General features: G+C 31.9%; 16 protein-coding genes and 5 pseudogenes. 3 read left to right on the forward strand and 18 right to left on the reverse strand.

The features are described 5' to 3' along the window. Window positions 1-2: 2 nt before the first annotated feature. The 5 genes and pseudogenes from ELD05_RS11655 to ELD05_RS15080 form a co-directional block, all read right to left on the reverse strand. Complete coding sequence (locus ELD05_RS11655) at window positions 3-191, reverse strand: hypothetical protein (RefSeq protein WP_127352565.1); 189 nt, start codon at window positions 189-191, stop codon at window positions 3-5. Between the two features lie 15 nt (window positions 192-206). Next, entirely contained in the window at window positions 207-1,298 is a 1,092-nt protein-coding gene (locus tag ELD05_RS11660) for a hypothetical protein (protein ID WP_127352566.1), read from the reverse strand. Window positions 1,299-1,466: 168 nt separating this feature from the next. Then, window positions 1,467-1,679 (reverse strand): hypothetical protein, encoded by a 213-nt coding sequence (locus ELD05_RS11665; RefSeq protein ID WP_127352567.1) that lies wholly within the window; start codon window positions 1,677-1,679, stop codon window positions 1,467-1,469. 59 nt (window positions 1,680-1,738) lie between these two features. Next, window positions 1,739-1,975: a hypothetical protein gene (locus ELD05_RS11670; protein WP_127352568.1), complete on the reverse strand. Its 237-nt coding sequence runs from the start codon at window positions 1,973-1,975 to the stop codon at window positions 1,739-1,741. Between the two features lie 277 nt (window positions 1,976-2,252). Then, a pseudogene (locus ELD05_RS15080) lies at window positions 2,253-3,498 on the reverse strand (IS110 family RNA-guided transposase). A 509-nt stretch (window positions 3,499-4,007) separates the two neighbouring features. Here ELD05_RS15080 and ELD05_RS11680 point away from each other — a divergent pair. Then, window positions 4,008-5,236 (forward strand): annotated as a pseudogene (locus tag ELD05_RS11680) (IS256 family transposase). Window positions 5,237-5,243: 7 nt separating this feature from the next. Here the strand turns inward: ELD05_RS11680 and ELD05_RS11685 are convergent. From ELD05_RS11685 to ELD05_RS11695, 3 genes and pseudogenes are all read right to left on the reverse strand, one after another. Then, window positions 5,244-5,588 (reverse strand): annotated as a pseudogene (locus ELD05_RS11685) (cysteine peptidase family C39 domain-containing protein); the annotation flags it as partial. 319 nt (window positions 5,589-5,907) lie between these two features. Further along, window positions 5,908-6,270: pseudogene (locus tag ELD05_RS11690) on the reverse strand (ABC transporter ATP-binding protein); the annotation flags it as partial. An 82-nt stretch (window positions 6,271-6,352) separates the two neighbouring features. Then, window positions 6,353-6,988, reverse strand: coding sequence for a TetR/AcrR family transcriptional regulator (locus ELD05_RS11695; protein WP_127352569.1), 636 nt, complete (start codon window positions 6,986-6,988; stop codon window positions 6,353-6,355). Window positions 6,989-7,482: 494 nt separating this feature from the next. Here ELD05_RS11695 and ELD05_RS11700 point away from each other — a divergent pair. Beyond that, a pseudogene (locus ELD05_RS11700) lies at window positions 7,483-8,681 on the forward strand (IS481 family transposase). Between the two features lie 19 nt (window positions 8,682-8,700). Here ELD05_RS11700 and ELD05_RS15085 read toward each other — a convergent pair. Next, window positions 8,701-9,009: a CPBP family glutamic-type intramembrane protease gene (locus tag ELD05_RS15085; protein ID WP_127352981.1), complete on the reverse strand. Its 309-nt coding sequence runs from the start codon at window positions 9,007-9,009 to the stop codon at window positions 8,701-8,703. Between the two features lie 50 nt (window positions 9,010-9,059). Here ELD05_RS15085 and ELD05_RS11710 point away from each other — a divergent pair, with 50 nt between their 5' ends. Then, window positions 9,060-9,998, forward strand: a complete 939-nt coding sequence (locus tag ELD05_RS11710; protein ID WP_127350937.1) for a transposase — start codon at window positions 9,060-9,062, stop codon at window positions 9,996-9,998. 19 nt (window positions 9,999-10,017) lie between these two features. Here the strand turns inward: ELD05_RS11710 and ELD05_RS11715 are convergent, their stop codons facing one another. From ELD05_RS11715 to ELD05_RS11755, 9 genes are all read right to left on the reverse strand, one after another. Further along, window positions 10,018-10,476 carry a hypothetical protein gene (locus ELD05_RS11715; RefSeq protein WP_164742601.1) on the reverse strand — a complete coding sequence of 153 codons (459 nt, stop codon included), beginning with the start codon at window positions 10,474-10,476 and terminating at the stop codon, window positions 10,018-10,020. A gap of 112 nt (window positions 10,477-10,588) precedes the next feature. Beyond that, window positions 10,589-10,819 carry a hypothetical protein gene (locus ELD05_RS11720; RefSeq protein ID WP_127352571.1) on the reverse strand — a complete coding sequence of 77 codons (231 nt, stop codon included), beginning with the start codon at window positions 10,817-10,819 and terminating at the stop codon, window positions 10,589-10,591. A gap of 56 nt (window positions 10,820-10,875) precedes the next feature. Further along, window positions 10,876-12,735 (reverse strand): [Fe-Fe] hydrogenase large subunit C-terminal domain-containing protein, encoded by a 1,860-nt coding sequence (locus tag ELD05_RS11725; RefSeq protein WP_164742602.1) that lies wholly within the window; start codon window positions 12,733-12,735, stop codon window positions 10,876-10,878. Window positions 12,736-12,863: 128 nt separating this feature from the next. Further along, entirely contained in the window at window positions 12,864-14,351 is a 1,488-nt protein-coding gene (locus ELD05_RS11730) for a M56 family metallopeptidase (RefSeq protein ID WP_241243490.1), read from the reverse strand. A 263-nt stretch (window positions 14,352-14,614) separates the two neighbouring features. Beyond that, window positions 14,615-14,980: a hypothetical protein gene (locus tag ELD05_RS11735; RefSeq protein WP_127352574.1), complete on the reverse strand. Its 366-nt coding sequence runs from the start codon at window positions 14,978-14,980 to the stop codon at window positions 14,615-14,617. Window positions 14,981-15,128: 148 nt separating this feature from the next. Beyond that, complete coding sequence (locus tag ELD05_RS11740; protein ID WP_127352575.1) at window positions 15,129-15,413, reverse strand: hypothetical protein; 285 nt, start codon at window positions 15,411-15,413, stop codon at window positions 15,129-15,131. Window positions 15,414-15,648: 235 nt separating this feature from the next. After that, window positions 15,649-16,359: a SurA N-terminal domain-containing protein gene (locus tag ELD05_RS11745; RefSeq protein WP_127352576.1), complete on the reverse strand. Its 711-nt coding sequence runs from the start codon at window positions 16,357-16,359 to the stop codon at window positions 15,649-15,651. 134 nt (window positions 16,360-16,493) lie between these two features. Then, complete coding sequence (locus ELD05_RS11750) at window positions 16,494-16,679, reverse strand: hypothetical protein (protein ID WP_307720909.1); 186 nt, start codon at window positions 16,677-16,679, stop codon at window positions 16,494-16,496. Next, window positions 16,651-17,052 carry an arsenate reductase ArsC gene (locus tag ELD05_RS11755; protein WP_127352577.1) on the reverse strand — a complete coding sequence of 134 codons (402 nt, stop codon included), beginning with the start codon at window positions 17,050-17,052 and terminating at the stop codon, window positions 16,651-16,653. The genes ELD05_RS11750 and ELD05_RS11755 overlap by 29 nt, the downstream gene beginning before the upstream one ends. Window positions 17,053-17,094: the final 42 nt, after the last annotated feature.

Genomic DNA, 17,094 nt, shown 5'->3' on the forward strand with positions numbered 1-17,094 from the left:
ACTTATTTTTTGGCTAACAATCCTATTACTACGCTTGCCAGGCCGCTAATAGTTCCACTAATTAAAAACCACTTTGCACATTCAAAAATATCACCTTTCTTGCTGTTTTCAACCACTTTATACATTTCTTTTTCTTCTAATTCTTCAAAGGTTTTCCCCAAAATATTTTCAAATTGATTTTTATCTTTCATATTTTCACCTTCCCATTACATTGCTTGTAGTTTTAGCTTTTCCTCGACCATTTTAACAATTTTATTAGCTATATATTTGTGACTTACATTGTTTTGGATTTTTATTTCTTCATCTTTACATATCATATAAACTACTTTATCATATAGAATATTAGTCTCAATTTTTTGTTCCTTTAAATACTTTCTTAACAGAATATATCTTTTTAAAAATTTATCAAAATTATCATCGTGCTTACCTTGTAATGTTAAACTTGTCAAATAAGCTCCAATTAAATTACAAATCTGTATATAAGATTTTAGATTCATTTTTTGTGTAAGCATTTTATTAGATAACTTTATAAAATTCGTAATTATTTCTAAACTTATATTATAAACAAAGTCTTCTAATAATCCTAACCCGTAAAGAAGTAAAATTTCTTCAATAATCTTTGTCATAATCAGTGAATTAATATTTTCAACTTTTTGTTTTTCTCTTAATTTACACATTATCCTTTCTATTAAATACTTTTTTATCTCTTTTTTATCCTCTTCATACTTTCTTTCATGCTCTGTAATTAAAATTTCTCTATAAAGTTCCCATTCAAGAAATAATTCATTTTTCTTTAATATGTAAAAAACAGCTACTATATCCGGATATGTATTATAAAAATTATAGCCTCTATCAATATATACAACTACTTCCACTATCATTAATGCTATGGGATAAACTAATGCTATTAATAAAGACTTAAAAACACTATATCCCAAAATAAAATACAAAAGTAAAAAGTCCACAACAATTGAGACAATAATACCATTTAACAAAAGTAAAATAAATTTAATTTGTATTTTATAAAAATCTGTAACTTCTTCTTTTTCGATATTTGCAAAAGAACACTGACAATATCCTCCCACATAAAAACCTTTTTTCTTTTCAATACTTATTTTTGTTGAGTTCAAATTTGAATTTCTAAATTTAATTACAAAATTCAGTATTCCTATTTCGTTCACAAAAACTTTGTTTCCCCACAAAATTTTTGCTCCTATATAATGACCTATTTCATGAAATACTATTGTTGTAATATTTAAAACTATAAATAGAACAAATGCTTTTATAATAGTTAACATATTCTCTATATCTCCTTTTTAAAAATCACGGAAGAGGCTGTCTTTATTCTAATACTTAACGTTTTTTGTATAAAAATTTAATAATTTCATAAAGACAACCTCTTCCTCTATTACAATTCAATTTAATTTATTATATTATCAAAAATAGCGGGAAAGTTTAATCTTTTATTAATCTTCTTTCCTATGTTTCAAATGAACAGCATCACTCAATCCTTTAAGAGCACTAACACTCATACTCACCATCGCACTTGCAGCAAACCATGTTACAATTGGCAAAAATGCAATACCACCACATATGTTTTCCTGCTCTTGTTTACTTATACTCTCAAAATTTTCTCCCAACAATACTTTTGCTCTTTCTTCATAAATTTGAAAACTCATTTTAAATACCTCCCTAACTCCATATTTAATGACAAAGTATTAAATTATTCCTATTCATTTTACAATTCCCAACCCTTTTTGAAACTATAATAATAACTTACAGCAGCACTTACCGTTGCTCCTGCAGAAGCTGCAGTAATTTTTGGTAAATTGCTTTTTATAGCGCTGATTATTTGGCTCAAGTCTATATTTATATTTATATCAAGAAATATAAAGCCTCCTGCAATAGAATACTTCTCAATCTGCTCAATTTCTTCAAAAGTTGGTCCAACTAATGAAGACAAATTTTCTTTCATTCTTTTCACACCTCCTCATCTTTTTTTTTTTGATTTAATTATCTATCCCAACCCTCACAGCCGGCTGATGAAAGGGTTGTTGGGAGTTAAAATAAAATTGTGTCTGGTATATAATAGAATCAAAAAGACAAACGGTATAATGTCAAGGGGGTTTTTTAAAAAATTTTTTTAGATAATTAGGGCAAAAAAGACAATAAAATACCGAGCCGCTCAGCATGGAAAAATTTAACTGGCAGCTTGTTTGGGAAAGATTATTAAATTAAAAAATTGGGACTAACTAAGTATTGTAAACATCACCTCTTTCTTGATATATTTGACCTTTGCTGAGCATGGCAAAGATCAAAGGAATTAAGCGTCTTGCGGTTAGGACGAGGGCACGTTTATGCTGATGCTTGGTAACCTCTGAGAACTTCTTGTTGTAGAAGGCTTTGTAGCGTACTGTGTGCACCCTTACACAGTTAGCAGCTTCAACAAGATAGTATCTCAGGTATTGGTTACCACACTTAGCTAATGAGACATCTTGGGCATTGAAGTTGCCTGATTGGTACTGAGTCCAAACAAGGCCAGAATACTTTGCCAAAGCAGCTTCATTTTTGAAGCGCTTGATATCACCGATTTCAGCGATGATGCCGGCTGCAAGAACATCTCCTATGCCAGGGACGGTTGTTAATGTTTGAGAGAAAGCTTTAAGAAGTTTTGAGATTTCTTTGTCGAGTTTTTTAAGTTGTTCTTGCATAAATCTAATGTTTTCAAGGGTCATAGACAAAGCTAAGTCATTTGCCTCAGCCAACAGAGGATGTAATCTGTATGAACGCTTGAGCCTCGGTTTTAAGTATTTCAGCGATTTTATTGACATCTGAGAGTCTATTGTTGCCGTTATCGGATACGAATTTAATTAAGTCTTCTAAAGGCATAGAAGCGATATCATCAGGTGTAAAGTTTTCGATGATAGCACAAGAAGCTTTACCGAAGATATCTGAAAATGGACAGTCTTGAGAATAAGTAGAGAATTTAAGGTATATGAGATTGAGAGCTCTGTTTTTTTCGCGAGTTAGATTGTGAACAAGATGATAGCGCATTCTGGTAAGGCGTTGTAGTGCAGCATATTTAAAATCAGGCAAAGGTGTTGGGTTGAGTTTGCTGAACCTGACACATTCAGCGATGATAATTGCATCGATGCTATCTGTTTTAGGCAAGAAAGTGTAGATTTTTTTGAAGCCTTTGACTATGCTTGGGTTGAGAACATAAAAAGTTGGTTTATATGGCAGCAGTTCAGATGAAGAAGCAAGATACAAGTGCAGATGCCAAGCGTAATGTGAAGTTGCTTCCATGCCAAACTTAATACAGGATAGATTATACTGGCTGAGGCAGTCAATAACTCTTTTGATTAATTCGTTAGCGCCTTCTTGATCATTAGGCAAGGAAAAAGGTTTTTTAATCAAGTGATTACCGGCATCATCGATGAAGAAGATAGAATTTGACTGACTACTGATATCAATGCCCACGATTAAAGTATTTGGCAATTTGAAGACCTCCTTTTTGCAAGTAGTGGTAAGAAAAAGTGTTAAGCCCTTTATCCTTGGGGATTACATGTAATGCAGCCTCGCCGATATTAGAGCTACGGAGCAGTTTACAGGGTGCACACATCTGATATGCTCAAATCAGATGTGGTAACCTGACCGTGCACAGCAAACGAGTAAACATTACTCATGTAATCCTTTGGGGTTCAGTCTTTCGCAAGCTGTGGCGTGCAGATGTCAAAGCACGTCCAGCAGGAGGTGTTCAAAATATATCCAAATAAACTAAATCAGGCTTAAACTTTTTCTGATTTTAGTTTACCAAAGATAAAGGGCAAATTTAAACTGTAGCAGTCAATTTTAATATTCAATTTTTGAGAAATGAGTGTTTTAAGAAAGGTGCATTATCAAAATGAATTTCCAGTAATCAATTGGTACTGATAATTAAATGTACCAATTGAGATATGAAGTTTTAAGTGATTTGATAATCATATTATACGAGGAGGTTGGTTGTAATGGATAAAAATACCTATTATGAAACTATTAAAAATATGGCTGTTGAAGAAGTAGCAAATCAATATTGCGCAGAACAAGATCCATCCCGCCCAGCATTGAAAAAACTTCTGGAAGACTTGTTAGATTGGTTTATGCTTTCTGAACGCCAGATTTATCTTTTGAAAAATCAAAATGACAAGGGTAACGGCTTTTATGATAGAAATCTAGCTACACCTATAGGTGCTCTTTACATCTCTGTCCCAAGAACTCGCTCAGGTAATTTTAGACCTAATATCCTCCCTCAACCCTATAAAAGGGTTGATGAAACATACACTGAACTTCTTATGTCTCTTGTTGTCAATGGTTATTTAATAAGCAACCTTACTTAACACCCTAAAGAATTTGAATCTCCCATATTCTGAAGAAGAACTTGCTAAAATCAAAGATAATCTTAAAAATGAGCTAGATCTTTTCAAACAGCGAGAATTGCCACAAGAAATTTTTGCTCTAATAATTGATGCTTATCATTGTGAAATAAAAGATACCTCTAAAGTTAAAAAAGCTGTATGCTATATTGTTCTTGGTATTGATTTTGATGGTAAAAAAGATATTTTTGGATTATACACTTTCTTTGGTAAAGAAAATAGGACGGATTGGAATAAAGTGTTTGAAGATTTAATCAATCGAGGACTTAAAAAAGTTGCAATAATTGTAAGTGACGACTTCCCAGGAACAATAGAAACAGTCAAAGCAGTTTATCCATATGCCGATCACCAGCTTTGTTTTGTTCATTTACAGAGAAATATCAAAAAGCATTTGTCCAAAACTAAAAGCTTTGACTTTTAACAGAGAGCTTAATAAAATTAAACTTTCTTCAACAATAGATGAAGCTATTGAAAAATTTGAATCTCTTTGCGATAACTTTAAGGATAAATATCCTCGATATATAAATCTTTTACGTGAAAAGAGAGAATTTTACTTTGTTTTTACAAAATATCCTGAGGCAATTAGAAAATATATTTATACAACCAATGCTGTAGAAAGCGTAAATAGTTTGATTGAAAAAATCCGAATAAAATCAGGAGGGTATTTTAACTCAGTTGACATTTTGGAAATCAACATCTACCTTCAGAGAGAAAACTTAAGAAAAACCAAATGGAAAAACCCTGTACCAATGATAAACGCTTATACCTATGATATCCAAAAAATTTTCCAGCTAAAATATCTTAATCAGACACAAAATTCTTGACAAGTCTCCCTTTGTCCGGGTCCGCTATCACTATCCTTTCTTTTCTTATCTCATGTATTACAACATAATGAAATAGCTTGCCATCTATCAGTACATGTGCTATACACGGAAGTGGTATTTTCTCAAATATTGCTTCTTTTGCTTCTGCCCTGACTGCTTTTGCTTCAAATCCAAGCTTTTCTGCCGCTTTTACAACTCCATATGCTGTGGTGCCAAACCTGTCTGTCCCTGCCATCTCTCTTATCCTGGCTATCGATACTTCTTTTCCATATTGCAAGCAAATTGTTGCTAAGCTCGCTGCTGCACAATCGGTTATATCATGCTGCTTTACACAATAGTATCTTTTCCTCATCTCTTCATCATACTTGATTTTTAGTATGTTGCCTTCTTTATTCTCTTATTTAGGCTATTCTGCACTTGAACTATTTTTTCTGTAAACTTCTTCTTGGAATTTCTATGCAAATTTTATCTTATACATTTTCACTCTGTCAATCCCGTTTTTTTTTTTTTTTTAGCCCATTTTCAACTAAATTTTGAGCTCAGAATATACTTTTCTTTAAATAGCTTAAATTTTCTTAAATTTTCTTGAGTTTTTAAAATGATAAGTTTGAAAATAGGAAAAATATATCGTTTGTTTAATAAAAGAAATAACCACATAGAGTAAATGTAGTAACAAAATCAACATCCAATGGATTTTTGCTAAGATGTGCACTTGAGAGCACATTTTCATATACCGTAAGACCGTTTATGAGGTTAAAAAACTGAAATACAAAACCCACATAGTCGCGCCTATACTCAGAAAGCCTTTTTTGGTCCATTGCAGTTATCTCTTTGCTATCTACAAAAACTCTGCCTCCATCTGCCCTGTCAAGCCCACCAAGGATGTTAAAAAGCGTGGTTTTACCTGACCCAGATGGCCCTATCACAGTGTAGATTTTTCCTTTTTCGAGCTCAAAACTAACTTCATCGAGCGCCTTGATTGTATTTTGGCCCATCCTGTAGACTTTTGAAAGATTCTCAACCTTCACAAACACACCAAATCATCCCCTTTACTTTTCACCTGTACGATATATTATGACTCACTGGTCATATGACTGTCAAGTCATAATATAAAATTTATTTTTTCCCTATTCCTTCTTTCAAAAGTTTTATAAATTGAGACAGTGCATCTTTAAAATAACTTATGTCAAGATCAAGTGTTGTTGATGTTCTGCTTAGTGCTTCTTCGATTACAAATTTTTTCATATAAAAACTTGCACCTTCTAAAAAAACAGAAATTATAACGGGATCAATATCGTCCCTTATATATCCTTTTTGTTGATTATACTTTATAATCTCTACCAAAAACTCTCTTGACTGCTTCAAAAATTTCTCATTTATCTCATCTTTAAAAGGTGAGTCTTGTGAAAAAAATGCTCTTTCTATAAGCATGTATTCGTATTTTAGTTCTTTCATTGCAAGCCATATACTTTTTAACGAGTTCTCATAATAATCAAAAATGTTTATATGTACCATATTAAGCTTTTCAAGATGTTTCAAAAACCTCTGGTAAGAGACCTCTATTGCGTAAAAGTACATATCTTTCTTGTTTTCAAAATACTGGTACATACTCCCTTTTGCAACGTTGCACTCTCTTGCAACATCAGAGATATCAACCTTATGGTAAGGTTTTTGTGAAAAGTGCTTTATTAATGTATCTGTTATAAGGTTTCTTTTCTCTTCTGGAAGGTTTAAAAATGTTTGCTTGGGCATAAAACCTCACCTCAAGATTATTATGACTTACTGGTCATGTGATGTAAAGAAAATTTTATTTTGATTGAGCTCTATGATGTAACATAGCAAAAATAACAAGAAGTAAGTTAGCTATATAAAACAAATGGAGCTGCCAATTCATCTGCTTGGACAGCTCCAACAATCTTGTCATTGTTATTAGTTTCTTTATCTTTTGCACTCTTCTCGAACTATATTTTCATTCTTCGACTTTTCTAAAACTTCATTTGGATTTACACCAAAACGTTCCAAAGAAGCAAGTATCCCCAAATACACTGTCACATGGCAAAATACTCTTTCAGCCTCGAATAGGTGTAGAGATATTTACCACAGCGAAAGAATGTGCGAAGATAGTGAGGAGAAACTCATAAAAAGAAGTGAGACTGCCTCCATCCTGACATGAATATAATTAAAAAGTGTAATCCCCTATTCAAAAGAAACATTCAAAAACTACCAGGATGGGAGGGCAGCCTACTATGAATATTTATATCATATCACGAAATAACAATCTGTACGAAAAAGCAAGAGAATTAATTCGAAAAGTAACAGACCGCGAATAATGAAAACGTATCAAAAACTGCTAAAATATTAGGTGTATTAAGAGCTACTATAAGAAGAGGAATTTACGGTCCTCTTGAAGATAAATCAAGAAAACCTAAAACTTGCCCCAGAAAACTTTCTTCTGAACTTGAAAACCTCATTATTGAGGAAGCTAAAAGAACTGGCATGAGAATACAGACGTTTGTCTCTTTATCTTTTCAGAAAATATGGCATTAAAATAAGCGAAAATACAATAAAATCTGTTCTTAAAAGAAATGCTGTTACCTGGGAAAAACAAGAAAGACAAAAAAGGGTGAAAGAAGTTTATATGATTATGAAGCTCTCATTCCATTTTCTGAGTTTCAACTTGATACAAAGCATCTTTTAGACAAAGACAGCCTTCCTGAAGAAGTATACGAACATATGAAAAAACACAATTTACCTTGCTATGAGTGGAACATGATAGATGTTGCAACAAGAACAAGATTTACGGCGGACTATTATGAACTGTCATCTGCTTTTGGTTTTATGTTTATATCCTTGGTTGCTTTGTGGCTAAGAACACATAATGTGAGAACCCCAATAAAAATCCGATTGGATAATGGAGAAGAATTTTGCGGAGGAAATGAAAGAAAGCTTAAGGAGTGGAATGAGATATTTTCTATTTTAGGAGTAGAACTAAATCCTATTCCACCAAAAGCTAAACATCTTATGGGTGTAATTGAAAATTCACACAGGGCTGATGATGAGTACTTTTTAATGATTCATGCTGAGAGATGTAAAAACAAAGATGACTTTATTCAACGAGCTCAGAGATGGCAAGATACGTGGAACTTTTTTAGACCTCATAGTAGTAAAAGGAATGAATGGGAGGACACCATTTGAAAAGTTCATAGATTCGAAGTCTCTGGTCTCCTCCCATGTCTTTCAGTTTCCTACGTTACTTTTTGAGGATATTCTGAAGAAGGTGGGTACTTTCTACTCTCTTTTCTGTAATAAATTAGGTGGTAAATATCTTCACCAAGTGCCGCTTTTTTCTTTTGTGACTATGTTTACTCTATATGGTTATTTCTATTATTCAATAACCTCTTTCTATTATATTTTAAATTTATTGAGACGCAGAATTCTTTTTTAAAAAGCAAAAATACAAAAGATTACAATATTTTTAACATTTTAGCCGCCATAATTAACGCAGGAATACCATTCCCCACAAAATTGCATATAAGATGCGCAGTCATTGGTATATAAATATTTTTTGTTTTAATATACGTTATAGTAAATGGAATACCCCATAAAGCTGCGGTAAATATGCCTAAAGGTTTATACGAATGCTCCACTGCATATAATAAAATGCTAATAATTGATGACAAAATAAATATTCTTCTACTGAGGTTGTTGAATAAAAGAAATAACCATATAAAGTAAACATAGTAACAAATGAAAAAAACCCCTTGTGTTATAATTTAATTTAAGAGAAAACCACAACAAAACACAAGGGGGAAAAGATATACTCATGAATATTAAAGCACAAAATAAGAAATTTTTAAAGCTACTTTTTGTAGTGAAAAAGGTTACTGAAGCTCTGACAAGGAGAATAAAGCACAATAGAAGAGGACGCCCAAGGAAATTTAATTTGTTTCAAATAATAGCTTGTCTGGTTTACAAAGTTAAGAAGGGGATAAAGAGTTTCAGAGAATTAGAATATCGAATAAATCAAGACACAGAGTTTAAGCAAGTAGTAGGTATAGAAGAAAGTCCGGACTATTCATATTTTGCGAAGTTGTCAAGAAAAATAGAAAAAGAATACATGCAAGATATAAAAGACATATTAATAGCTAAGATAGAACCTGATATGAGTATAGCGATAGTAGATTCTACACCTTTGAGAAGTGCCAAAAATGATTCAGAAGCAAAAATAGGTATACATATTACAATAGGATTTTACAGGGGATACAAATTACATCTTTTGTGTACAGGTAAAGAAGAAGTAATACCACTTTTCTGGATTTTAACAGGGGCAAATGAACATGACTCAAGACAAGAAGAGCTTTTATATAGGGCATGGGGCTTTGGCTGTGAGATTGTATTAGCAGATGCGGGATACGATTGTAGCAGATGGTTTAATATAGCAAATGAGCTTAAGGTTAAATTTGTTGCTGGGATAAACAAAAGAAACATGAAAGATAAAAACAATGTTAAGAATGTTTTTAGAAGAAATAACATAAGATTTTTAGAAACTGAAGAGGGCAAAAAGCTATACAAGCATAGAACAAAGATTGAAAGACTATTTAGTAAATTAAAAGGTGAATATAATCTTGAGAATGTAAGGCTCAGGAGGTTTAAGAATTATAAAAGGTATATTGATTGGATACTAATTACTTTTTTGTTTGAGCAACTTCTCAGAAAAGTAGAAGGTAAGAAGTTTTCTTTCGCATATGAATGGAATCAATAACTTTTGCTCATTTTATGTATTATTGGTAATAATTTTTATTCAACAACCTAATTCTTCTACTATTAAAATTTATTATTCCCTTTCTAAAAAAAGCCTCTTCAGCTATTGGAGCAAGTAATGTTGTTGTTAAGGCAAACGCAATAACAGATGCCCATCCAGTTGTCTTATAAACTTTAAACCCATCATCAACATTTGGCAACAATGTTGATAATCCTATTCCAACTCCAAAAGCAGCAATTTCCCCCACTATATTAAATACAACAGGTAACCAAAAACTTCTGCCCCTTTTCCATTCATCAACTAAGCTTTTTAAACTTACGGAACCTATTGATAAAAAATATACAGCTAATCCTGTGAAATATATAAGGCTAAAATAAATTGTGTAGTTCATATTAATATAAGGAAATAAAGCTCTAAATAAAATATACCACCCAATTGGTAAAATCAAATATTTAAATTGATTTTTTGTGTTTATCATATAAATATCCAATTAGAACACCTCTTTTTTTTTATTTTGTGTCACAAGCATTTTTAACTCAAAGATGTAATTCTTACTAGCAATTTAAATAAGGTTGTAAAAGTATATGATATTAGTTACAAATATATGCCGGCTTCCCTGCAGGGAAGCTGCGTTTATATTTTATGCTATATATTCTTCTATTTGGATAGTATTTTTTTATACCTCCAATTAAAAGCTTCTCTAATACCTCTGCCTCACATATTCCTTTTATCTCACTTAAAAACTTTTCCAAGCTACTTTCGTAGTTGAAAATTTCCCTGCAAAAGACTATTGTGCCAGTATAATACCCTTTTTCTCTCATTTAGCAATCAATTAAGGCAGCATTTTTTAGACCTCTCAGCACCTCAGTATTTTTTCTTATAGTACACCTTCTTGCTGAATTAATGCATTGAGTCGTGAGATTTCAGCTGAAATCTCCTCACTTTTCGCCGTTAATTCTTCAATCAGGGCACTTTCATTCACTAAAGAACTGTTTATATTTTCAATCGCATTTAAAATTTTCTCCGATAAATCAGGGATCTGGTTCATTAAACTGATCATTGTATCAAATTCCTTTTTTACGATAGATGTTTCAACTTTCATTCTATCTGCAAGTTTCCTTATTTCTGAGGCTATAACAGAAAAACCTTTTGACTCAGTTATTTTTGAAGCTTCAATAGAAGCATTTAAAGCATAAAGAGATATGCTACTTCCTATATCCTGAAGTATATTATTCGTTTTGTTTAGAATATCAATTTTCGTAGACAACTCTTTACTAATACTATCAAGTAACTTAATTTGAGCTAATAATCCAGAAACTGAAGTAGATATATTCTCAATTTCTTTAGCACTCTCACTATATCCAACAGCTATCTCTTGCATACTCCTATCTACAACATCTGTAGCAAATGCCACCTCTTTTATTAATTTCTCAAGTTGAATTTGAGTATTGTTAATTTCATCTAATAATTTGTTGATTTGGGTATTTTTGAAATACAACTCTTCATTTTCAAGAGACATTTTATCTTTTAAGTAATTTACACAATTTTCTTTTCTGTTATATCCATAGTAGATTGCAATAGCCATTTCTTCACAAGAATCATATCCGCAAGCTGAACAATTTAAATTTCTCTTTTCTGTCGAGGTTTTTAGCATTTCATTGTAGATATTTTCTAACACATCAGAAGAAGGCTTTTCTAAATACTTGCTTTTGTTTGAGTATGTTGTCATAAAGTCTTCTAATTTAAGTTTTTTGTCGAAGAACTTAAACAATCTTTTACTTTTGAATTTGTTATACGTACTTTTCTTCATAACATCAAATTCATAATCTATTACATCGATAGGAACATCTAATTTGGTAGCGGTTCCTTTATTGCACCCCTCGTGGCAGTTTAATATGTCAACAATTAGAGGTTTTTGATTGTCTGGCGTATTCAAATAGTCTTTTTCTAAATATTCAAATATTATATCACCTTCGATCTGTTTTACTTTTGCATCCTTGAAATATGCATGAACATTCTCTTTTAATCCGCCTGGTCTGCTAAAAAGTTTTCCTAAATACCCTTCAGCATAATCAAACTTTCCTGTATCAGCTGCCCTGTTGTATACATCACCAAATTCTTCCATCAAGGAAATATATGTTACATTCAACTGGACAATATCAGGAAATCTTGCTATCTCGTCTTTTTTAGCAATACATGGAGAAATAAAAACTATTGGTTCGGTTTTTTTCAAATATTTTTTCAGAAAAATACTTACACACATCATTGGGCTTTGGACAGGAATCAGATAATCAAGAAGTTGAGGAATGTGTTTTTCTATGTAATTAACTACTGCAGGACATGGTTGAGCAATAACACTTTTTTTGGAAAAACGCTGAATGTATCTGATATAAGCCCAAGTGGTTATATCTGCACCAAAAGAAACATCGTAAACCTCTTTAAATCCAATTTCTCTCAAAGTATTTATAAGTTTTCCTATTTTGAAATTGGCTCTTGCTGAGGGGGCAACAACTGCAATAGGTTTTATACCAGAAGCTAACATCTCTTTAAGCAAAGAAATATCATCTATAAAACCCCTTGCTCCATGTTCACAGTGCTTTATACATCTTCCACACTTGATGCAAAAATCATTGTCAGGTTTTATATATTCTCCGTCAATAACATTAGCAAATTGTACAGGACATACACGTATGCACTTATAACAGTTTACACACTTTTCTTTGTTGATAGTAATCATTAGAATAATCCCCCTATCCATCTAAAATACTTTATTTGTTTAAAATCAATAATTTAGTGTTATCATAATTTTATCACTTTAATTTTTTAATTTGCAATATCAAGCATGAATCTTCTTAATTTTCACTGCTAATTTTCATTGCTATTGAAATACTTTGAAATAACCTTCCCAAGTTCTTTATTAACTCCTACCCATGGCCTACTTCCCCCTTTTACAAAATCTTCCGCTAAAACATATTTCATAATCACACCTGAACTTGATGAAAAAGAATAAATTGTAGGTTGGCTATTCTTTTTGTATATTTCAATTTCATAATCCCTTTCAAATAGAGTATTAGCAAAATCAGACTTAGTTTTTATCTTCCTAATGCATCTTAATATATCTTGTATTTCTTTTTTATCTGTAATGCTTTTTTCCACCCGTAAATTAACCTTCTTACCGTTTCTACCAACATCGGTCGACGCTGAAACATATTTTATCAACCTTATCTTTTCAATATTTGCGGAATCTTTAATTAGATTATTGTTTGGCAGCAGTATACCAAATGTTATATAACTAGTAAAGAACACTACCATAGCTGCTATTAGCGTACTATAAACCTTTTTGAATGGTGGGAAATATTCTTTATATTGTTTTTTTTCAACATCAGTCAATATCCGGATCCTCTTTTTTAACGAAGGATGGGATTGAATCTTCTCGAGCGGCTTTGAAACATCACCTTTTATGTAGTTAAGTGCATAAATTGATTTCAAGGCATTCTCATAAACCTCTCTATCCACCCCACTTTTTAGCACAAATAAGTCTGCTTCAATTTCGGCAATTCGACCAATGTAACTTATTAGTAGAAAAAGTTGAAGTGTACCCGCCAATAAGATAGCTAATATAACAATATTAAAAATTACAATGTCTTGCACAAAATAATCGATTAAACTTTCAAGCCCGTAGACAAAGGCTAAATAATAGAATATAGTTATGACCCAACCTAAAAGTATTTTTCTTACATGTTTTCTCTTTATATGCCCTATTTCGTGAACCATAATTGCCTGAAACTGATCTTCTTTTAAATTTTCCAAAGCATATGAAGTAACTAAAAGCTGTGGTTTAAAAACACCTGCTGCAAAAAGATTTGCAAACTTTTGTCCAAGTGTATCAAGGACAATCACTTTAATATTTCCAAGATTAAACTTATTCAAGGTTTCTTTGATATTAGAATTTTTATCTGTTTTAAGTTCTTTTTTGGGATATTGAAGATTTAGCAGAATTAAGTAAAAAATATAAAATCCTATAAAAAGGGTAACAGGAAATAGATAAATATATTTAAATTCATTTGTTTTTAAATTAGCAAAAAGAGGTATAAGATTTATAAAAAACATAGCAATAACGCCCAGCAACACAGCCACAAACTGCCTTATTACAAACAAAGCTTTTAACCTTTGATTAAAAAGTTTTTCTTGAATATCTGTTGAAAAAATCATTACTATAATAGATAGTTCAAGAATTAATACCAACATTAATAAAAAGAATTCTATCATTTCCAGTTGCTTCTTAATTATTACTGCTATTGAAAATCCAGCTAAAGCTCCTATTACTAAGCTAACTATGAATATTGCTCGCACAAAAAAGGAATTTAGTTTAGTGGCAGCTTTTTCTTTATCTTTACTTTTATGGAACCTTGATATAATATATCTTTTTAACAGGAACATAACAAAAATATAGAAGGTAATTAGCACCAAATCCAATCCAATTAGTTTAATCCAACTCACTGAAAGAGCCTCCTTTTATTAGTCATAATTTTTTAAGTAATAACATTTTATAACAAAAAATCCTTGATGGCAATAACCACCAAGGAACAATCTAATTGTTATGACTATATTATTCTTTATTTTTTGCACTCTTCTTGAACTGCATTTTCATTCTTTAACTCTTCTAAAACTTCATTTGGATTTACACCAAATCGTTCCAAAGAGGCAAGTATCCCCAGACACACTGTCACATGGCAAAATATTCTCTCAGCAAGCTTTTTTCCCTTTTCAATTGTGGAAAACTCTAAATAGCCGTTTAGTTCTTTTTCCACATCTTCTTTTGTGCAGCTGAACATCTCTTTTAGTTCATCAAATGACCTTACAGTTGGTCCAAGCTTGATAGAAGATTTTTTTGACACTTTTGGAAAATGAAATTTCAGATACAAAAGTATACTTATTATTCCCCCTACGAACCCCAGAAAAAAATAAAATACACTTGCCAAACTATCACACTCCTTTGAAATTTTATTATATCATAGATATTCATGCTGTTACTTTAAATTTTATTTCAGCTTTTTCAAGAAATACTTACTTACATTTTATTAAACTCACCTCCTTTCTTTTGTGTTATTTTTAATTTTCGCAGGGATTTTAATTTGCTCCGATAGGAACTGTACTACGTCCGTTTAAGACAAACCTGTCATGCTGCCAAACTGATTTGAACAAGAAAGGCAAATCATAGAATTTTCTTTGAAGATGAGGCTTTTGTTTGTAGTGGTATAGGTAAAATGGTTTTTTCGAGCCTTCAACATACTGTATCAGCCACTCATCGCAAATTGTTCTGATTCTCACAACCGTTGGTGTAACTTCATACACTCTAAAGCCGTATTCATGAGCCAGTCTTGTTGCTTCAGAAAACAACCAGCTCTGGCTCAAAAAATCACACCCTTTCCTCAATATTTAATTTAAAAATTTAAATTACTTTCATTTACACTTTTTTGTTTTGCTTTCTCCTCTCCCTTCTGAATTTGTTTAGCCTTTCCACAAGCAACTAATTTTTTATTATATGCAAAACGCTTTTTAAATAAAGTTCAAATTTTATGCGAAGTTGAAAAAATAAAAACCACAGGTTTTTCAAAGCCTGTGGCTTTATTCTATACAAATTCCATTTTTAAATATTCTTTTCATATATTGTTATTTTAGCTTTTTTCTTCAACAAATTTATATACTCCTTTCTGAAGTCTCCAATTACTAAATTCTTAGATTGAGCCTTGAACTTTTTAAATTTTGCATCCAATAGTTTCTGAATTGAAAGCATATTTCTTGTTTGTTCAATAGCTTTTTTTTCATATTCCTCTCTTGTAATTCCCCATCCTTTGATGAGCTTCTCAATTGCATCATTTGCAAGCCTTGTAGCTTCAGCATCACCTGGAGTTTTCCCATTTATTATATCTTGTACTGTTTTCTTAGCTTTTTCGTAGTACTCTTTTGCTTCTTTATCTGATGCCATAAAACCTTCTTTTTTAGCAGCTTGGAGTAAAAGTAGGTCCTCTATCATGCCATTTAAAATTTCTTTCTTTGTCTTTTCTACAGGTGGCTTTGCCTCAGCTGTCTTATACTTCTTCGAAAACTTTTCAAAAGCCTCTTTTTGAGATAAGTACGCTGCTCTATCTATCAAGTATGCAATCTCTAAGTCTTTTTTAAAAATCTTCTCTCCATTTACAACTGCCACAACTCTATTGTCTTCTGACTGCTGTATTTTTTTTATTTTTTGTCCACAATCTGCCCAAATGTCTGCTGAGGAAGCTATAGAAAAGGACATCAAGCTCAAAACTACGACTATTATCAAAGAAAAACTTCTTTTAATTCTCTTTTCTTTCAACTCTCTTCACTCCACTTCATTAATTTACTATTTCTCTTTTATTATACCAAATACAAGTTATACAATCAATATTTTGAAGATTAAATGAGGGCTTCAAAACAAAAAACAGAGCATTTCTTAGCCCTGCTTTAGGTTTACTTTATTTTATAAAACCTCTTCTTAAAATACAATGCTATGTTCACAAGCATGAGCATGACAGGCACTTCAATCACCGTTCCAATTATAGTTGTAAATGCCTCGCCAGACCCAAGACCAAATGTTGTAACAGCAACTGCAATTGCAAGTTCAAAGTCAATAATATTCTCTTTTAACTCTTTCAATCAAATCTAAAACCTTCTTTTCTATCTCATCCCTGATTTTTCTAAACTCTTCGATTGGCTTTCCTGCAGGGTCACTCAAGCCCCAGTCTTCTTTGTGTTTGCAAGGTAGGTGTGGACATTCAACTCCACACCCCATCGTGATTAAATAATCTACCTCTTTTGGAATATCAAAAATTGTCTTTGGAAAGTGGCTTGAGATGTCAATTCCCTTTTCTTTCATAACCTCAACTGCCAGAGGATTGACTCTATCTGCTATCTCTGTACCTGCACTGTAGACTTCAATTAAGTCTTTGCCATAGTAACGTGCAAAACCCTCTGCCATCTGGCTTCGGCAGGAATTTCCAATACACACAAAAGCAACTTTGGGTTTCATGCAAAACATCCCCTTTCTTCTTTTTAACCTTTTGTAAAAATT

The organism is Caldicellulosiruptor changbaiensis, from assembly GCF_003999255.1.
GTDB classification, from domain to species: domain Bacteria; phylum Bacillota; class Thermoanaerobacteria; order Caldicellulosiruptorales; family Caldicellulosiruptoraceae; genus Caldicellulosiruptor; species Caldicellulosiruptor changbaiensis.